The 416-nt window shown below is 47.8% G+C and carries 1 protein-coding gene; it reads left to right on the forward strand.

The window, feature by feature from the left end:
• Window positions 1–416, forward strand: a 416-nt coding sequence (locus tag AB4375_RS21685) for a cadherin-like domain-containing protein (RefSeq protein ID WP_372052456.1), incomplete at both ends; no start/stop codon positions are given.

Raw genomic sequence — 416 nt, forward strand, 5'->3', positions numbered from 1 at the left:
TTCGATATCTCAGATGGCACTAATACGGTTCAAGCTTCTGCAGACCTAACCGTTAACCCAGTTAATGACCTGCCAGTACCTCAAGATCAACAGTTCAGCGTTGAAGAAGACGGCACGTTAATCTTTACTGATGCCGACCTGTTAACAGGCGCTACCGACATTGAAGGTGATAACCTAACGGTTGAAGGTGTGACCTACGATGGTGGCGACGGTATTCTTACTGATAACGGTAATGGTACGTACACCTTTGCTCCGAATGAAAACTTCAATGGCGACGTAAACTTCGGTTTTGATGTGTCTGACGGCACCGATACAGTCTCTGCAAACATCGACGTGAGCGTTACGGCAGTTGATGATGCACCTGTGTCAGGCGACCTAGCGTACTCAATCGACGAAGACGGTTCGATTCGTCTAAG

Origin of the sequence: Vibrio sp. 10N.261.51.C6 (genome assembly GCF_041471785.1) — a bacterium.
Lineage (GTDB): Bacteria > Pseudomonadota > Gammaproteobacteria > Enterobacterales > Vibrionaceae > Vibrio > Vibrio crassostreae_C.